This window comes from Brachybacterium sp. HMSC06H03 (assembly GCF_001807385.1).
In the GTDB taxonomy this organism is placed as follows: domain Bacteria; phylum Actinomycetota; class Actinomycetes; order Actinomycetales; family Dermabacteraceae; genus Brachybacterium; species Brachybacterium conglomeratum.
This window is the reverse complement of the sequence record NZ_KV788670.1, coordinates 1-4,053: the sequence shown is the minus strand read 5'-3', so window position 1 is coordinate 4,053 and position 4,053 is coordinate 1. Positions and strand designations below refer to the sequence as shown.

Sequence of the window (4,053 nt, the reverse complement as noted above, 5' to 3'; positions counted from 1 at the left end):
CCCGGCGGCGGGAGCGGACGCGACGTCGGCGGTCGCGTCGGCCGGGCCGCTCTCGCGCACCATGGCGCGCAGGATCTGCTCGTCGACGAGGCGGGCCGGTACGCCCGCCGCGCGGGCGAGGCGCTCGAGCTCGGGGTGCGCCTCGGCGGCGCGCTCGGTGAGGTGCACCTCGAGGGCGAGCTCGGGCCGGTGCGCGAGGAGGGAGCGCACGGCCTGCGGCCCCTCGACGCGGAAGCGTCCCTGCTTGCGACGCGCCGAGCGCCCGGTCAGCGCCGCCACCTTCCGCACCCGCGCGGAGCGGGGGGAGGTGATCGGGGACTGATCCGGGCGCTCGGTCATCGCTGGACGGGCAGCGATCTCAGGCCGCGGGGGCGTTGACGTCCTCGGGGAGGGCGTTCTTGGCGACCTCGACCAGGGCGGCGAAAGCCGGCGCGTCGTTGACGGCGAGCTCGGCGAGCATGCGACGGTCCACCTCGACACCCGCGAGCCCGAGGCCCTGGATGAAGCGGTTGTAGGTCAGGCCGTTGGCGCGGGACGCCGCGTTGATGCGCTGGATCCAGAGCTGACGGAAGTCGCCCTTGCGCTTCTTGCGGTCGCGGAAGTTGTAGGTCTGCGAGTGCAGCACCTGCTCCTTCGCCTTGCGGTACAGGCGCGAGCGCTGGCCGCGGTAGCCGCTGGCCTGCTCGAGGATCTCCCGACGCTTCTTCTGGGCGTTGACCGCCCGCTTCACGCGTGCCACGTGATACTCCTTCGATCGTAAGTTCAGGGTCGCGGGAGCCGTGCTCCCGCGTGGGCGATCAGCGGCCCAGCAGCTTCTTCATGCGCTTGGCATCGGCCTTCGACACGTCGGTGTCGGAGCCCAGACGGCGCTTGCGGGTGGAGGACTTGTGCTCCAGGAGGTGGCGAGCGTTCGCCTTCTCCCGCATGAGCTTGCCCGAACCGGTGACGCGGACGCGCTTCTTGGTACCCGAGTGGGTCTTGTTCTTCGGCATTGGCCTGTTTCTCCTTGTGACGTTCTCAGGACTCGGCGCCGGCCTCGGCCTCGGGCGCGGACTCGTCGTCCTTGCCGCGAGCCGCTGCCTTTTCGGCGTCGGTCTTGCGCTTGCGGGCCTCGGCCATGGCCTGAGCCTTCTTCTTGTGAGGCCCGAAGACCATCACCATGTTGCGGCCGTCCTGCCGCGGGTGGGACTCGACGAAGCCGTACTCCGAGACGTCCTCCGCCATGCGCTGCAGGAGCTTGACGCCCCGCTCGGGACGGGACTGCTCACGGCCGCGGAAGCGGATGATGACCTTCACCTTGTCGCCGCCGTCGAGGAACTTCTCGACGTTGCGACGCTTGGTCTCGTAGTCGTGCGTGTCGATCTTCAGGCCCATCCGGATTTCCTTCTGGACCGTGTTCGCCTGGTTCTTCCGAGCCTCACGGGCCTTCAGGTTGGCTTCGTACTTGTACTTGCCGTAATCCATGAGCCGCGCGACGGGCGGGTTCGCACCCGGTGCGACCTCGACCAGGTCGAGGTCTGCTTCCTGGGCGAGACGCAGGGCGTCCTCGACACGGACCTCACCGACCTGCTCGCCGTTGGGACCGACCAGGAGGACCTTGGGGACCCTGATCTGACCGTTGATGCGCTGTTCGCTGATGTTGGCTCCTCACCTTGTTTCGAGTCGGAAGACGACGAAGGCCCCCGCAATCATGCGGAGGCCCCAAGGTGCGAGCGCTGGCACGGCGGTCGGGCACGACGGCCCGCTCGCCGGACGATGACGCCCGACTGCGATACTGACCCAGCGGCTGGACGCCACGAGGTGGGAAGGGACTCCACTTGAGGAACGTATGACGAGGGTTTCGACCTGTTCCAGTCGACTATCCTACCAGGAGTGCGACGGACGTCCAGGTGATGTGCGTCGCGCCGCCAGGCCGCGATCAGCGAGGAGTACAGGTGCACACCGACCGCGAGGCGTCCGAGCAGGACGGCCGGCCAGCGCTCCCCACCGACCCCGCGCCCGCGGAGCCGACCGGCACCCCGGAGCTCCCCGCCCCGCAGAGCCCCGTGGACGCCTCCCACGAGTACGGCTACGGGAACGACGAGGAGCTCCCGGCTCCGGGCGGCGGCGAGCCCGCCCAGCAGACCGAGGGCCCGCACGACCTCTCCGAGACCGAGCGCCGCTCCGTCACCGGCGTCCAGGGCGTCACCGCTCCCCGCGCGATGCTGCGCCCGGTGCCCGAGGGGTTCCCGACCCCTCCCCCGCGCCCGGCCGTCCCCAACCGTCGGCCCGCGAAGGTGCAGGATCCCGACGAGGCGAAGGGCTCCCGCAGCGGACTGCTCATCGGTGCGATCGTCCTCGTCGCCGTGCTGGTCCTCGCCGTCGCCGTCGGCGGGGGCATCCTCGCCTTCAGCGCCCTGGGCTCCGATGACCCGGGCGACTCCGATCCGTCGGCGCCCGCCGGGACCGCCGCCCCGCAGGACGGAGACTCCGGCGGCAGCGCGACGATCGGCGAGGTCGAGATGACCGCGGTGAGCACCGAGGCGGGCGTGCGCAGCGTCGGCAGCCGCTCCGACCCGGTCGCGCCGGAGGGCGAGTTCGTCATCGCCACCGTCGAGATCGACAACCAGGGCGACCGGGCGGTGCCGCTCACCCCGGAGTCGATCTCGCTGGAGTCCGCCGACGGCGCCACCCACCCGCTCGACCTCGATGCGAGCCGCGTGCACATCGCCGACAGCAAGAGGCCCACCCAGATCCCGGGCGGCGGCGGCGGCACCGTCCACCTGGTCTTCGACGTGCCGATCGGCACCGAGCCCTCCGCGATCCTCGTCGACTTCGACGAGGACATGACCGGATCCCTGCCCCTGGCCGGCTGAGCCACTCCCTCCGCCCGCCGCGGACCACCACCCCCGCACCGCGTCCGAGCCGGACGCGGACCGAGAACGAAGGACCCCCAGTGACCGAGCACTCCCACGACAGCACCCCGCACGCGCACGACGCCGCGCACAGCCACGACGCACCGCACAGCCACGACGCCCCGCACAGCCACGACGAGGGGATCGGCGCCGACGAGCTGCGCGACATCGCCGAGGTCTCCTCGGTCGAGATCATCACCTCCGCCTGCGTGCACCTGATGAGCGCCGCGGCGGTGAAGGTGGGCCTCGCCGAGGACGAGGAGACCGGGCAGTACCAGGACCTCGCCGAGGCGCGGAAGCTGATCACCGCCCTCGCGGGCCTGGTCACCGCCGCCGCCCCTGAGATCGGCAACGAGCACGCCCGCTCGCTGCGGGACGGTCTGCGCTCCCTTCAGCTCGCCTTCGCGGAGGCCCTGCCCTTCCCCGACGAGCCGGGCAAGGCGCCGGGAGAGAAGTACACCGGCCGGGTCTCCTGACGAGGTCGGGCCGCGGCGTCGCGGGCCGGGCTGCGGCTCCGGCACCGGCTCCGGTTCAGGAGCCGAGCACGAGCCGCATCGAGCTGATCCGCTCGGCGACGAGCTGCGATTCCCCGAGCCCCTGCGTCACCAGCTGGACCACCGCGGAGACCTGCTCCGCGGTCAGCCCCGGGCGCAGCCGCAGGTGGAGATCCACCTCGGCGCGCTCGCCGGCGCGGGCCGCGAGGCCCAGCACGGCGGGCGAGGCGGAGGTCCCGACCCGCTCGAGCTCCGCGGCGAGCTCGCCGTCCTCATGCGGCGGGATCCACTCGCGCCCCTGCGCGAGCGCCCACAGCACCGAGCGCGGCAGCAGCACGGGGCCGCCCTCGGCCTCGGGCGTCGCGGCGTCCAGCAGCAGCGCGGTGCAGCCCTCCTGGACCGCGGCCTGCGCCGCCTGCGGCGCGACCACGGGCACGGGCCGAGCATCCCCGCGCCAGGCGGAGAGCTGGTCGACCGAGGTGAACAGCGGCAGCACCGTCGTCCCGTCGGGCGCGGTGATCGAGACCATCGCCATGTCGGCGCCGTTGTCGCCGGTGAGGCCGTGGGCGGTGGTGCCCGTCTCGGTCGCGACCGCCATGATCGGCACCAGCACCCGGGCGGTCGCGAGCGCCGCGACGAGCGCGCGCCGGTGCGGGTCCCGGCCC

The 4,053-nt window shown here is 72.4% G+C and carries 7 protein-coding genes; 2 read left to right on the top strand and 5 right to left on the bottom strand.

Translation table 11 applies throughout. The annotated features are described in order from the left end of the window. From HMPREF3159_RS02365 to infC, 4 genes are all read right to left on the bottom strand, one after another. A partial coding sequence (locus HMPREF3159_RS02365) for an RNA methyltransferase substrate-binding domain-containing protein (RefSeq protein WP_305764312.1) occupies positions 1 to 339 on the bottom strand: 339 nt, incomplete at its 3' end. Positions 340 to 358: 19 nt separating this feature from the next. Continuing rightward, on the bottom strand, positions 359 to 739 hold the full coding sequence (gene rplT / locus HMPREF3159_RS02360) for a 50S ribosomal protein L20 (protein ID WP_010550142.1): 381 nt from the start codon (positions 737 to 739) through the stop codon (positions 359 to 361). A gap of 58 nt (positions 740 to 797) precedes the next feature. Then, the gene (gene rpmI, locus HMPREF3159_RS02355) at positions 798 to 992 is read right to left on the bottom strand and encodes a 50S ribosomal protein L35 (RefSeq protein ID WP_010550143.1); all 195 of its coding nucleotides are present in this window, start codon (positions 990 to 992) and stop codon (positions 798 to 800) included. A 25-nt stretch (positions 993 to 1,017) separates the two neighbouring features. Next, positions 1,018 to 1,590 (bottom strand): translation initiation factor IF-3, encoded by a 573-nt coding sequence (gene infC, locus HMPREF3159_RS02350; protein ID WP_062947826.1) that lies wholly within the window; start codon positions 1,588 to 1,590, stop codon positions 1,018 to 1,020. A 344-nt stretch (positions 1,591 to 1,934) separates the two neighbouring features. On the opposite strand from infC, the gene HMPREF3159_RS02345 reads away from it, so the two are divergent. Further along, on the top strand, positions 1,935 to 2,855 hold the full coding sequence (locus HMPREF3159_RS02345) for a DUF4352 domain-containing protein (protein ID WP_070499509.1): 921 nt from the start codon (positions 1,935 to 1,937) through the stop codon (positions 2,853 to 2,855). A gap of 182 nt (positions 2,856 to 3,037) precedes the next feature. Next, complete coding sequence (locus tag HMPREF3159_RS02340) at positions 3,038 to 3,370, top strand: DUF1844 domain-containing protein (RefSeq protein WP_050815731.1); 333 nt, start codon at positions 3,038 to 3,040, stop codon at positions 3,368 to 3,370. 55 nt (positions 3,371 to 3,425) lie between these two features. Here the strand turns inward: HMPREF3159_RS02340 and HMPREF3159_RS02335 are convergent. Beyond that, positions 3,426 to 4,053: SseB family protein (locus HMPREF3159_RS02335; protein ID WP_070499508.1), on the bottom strand; the 628-nt coding region annotated here is incomplete at its 5' end.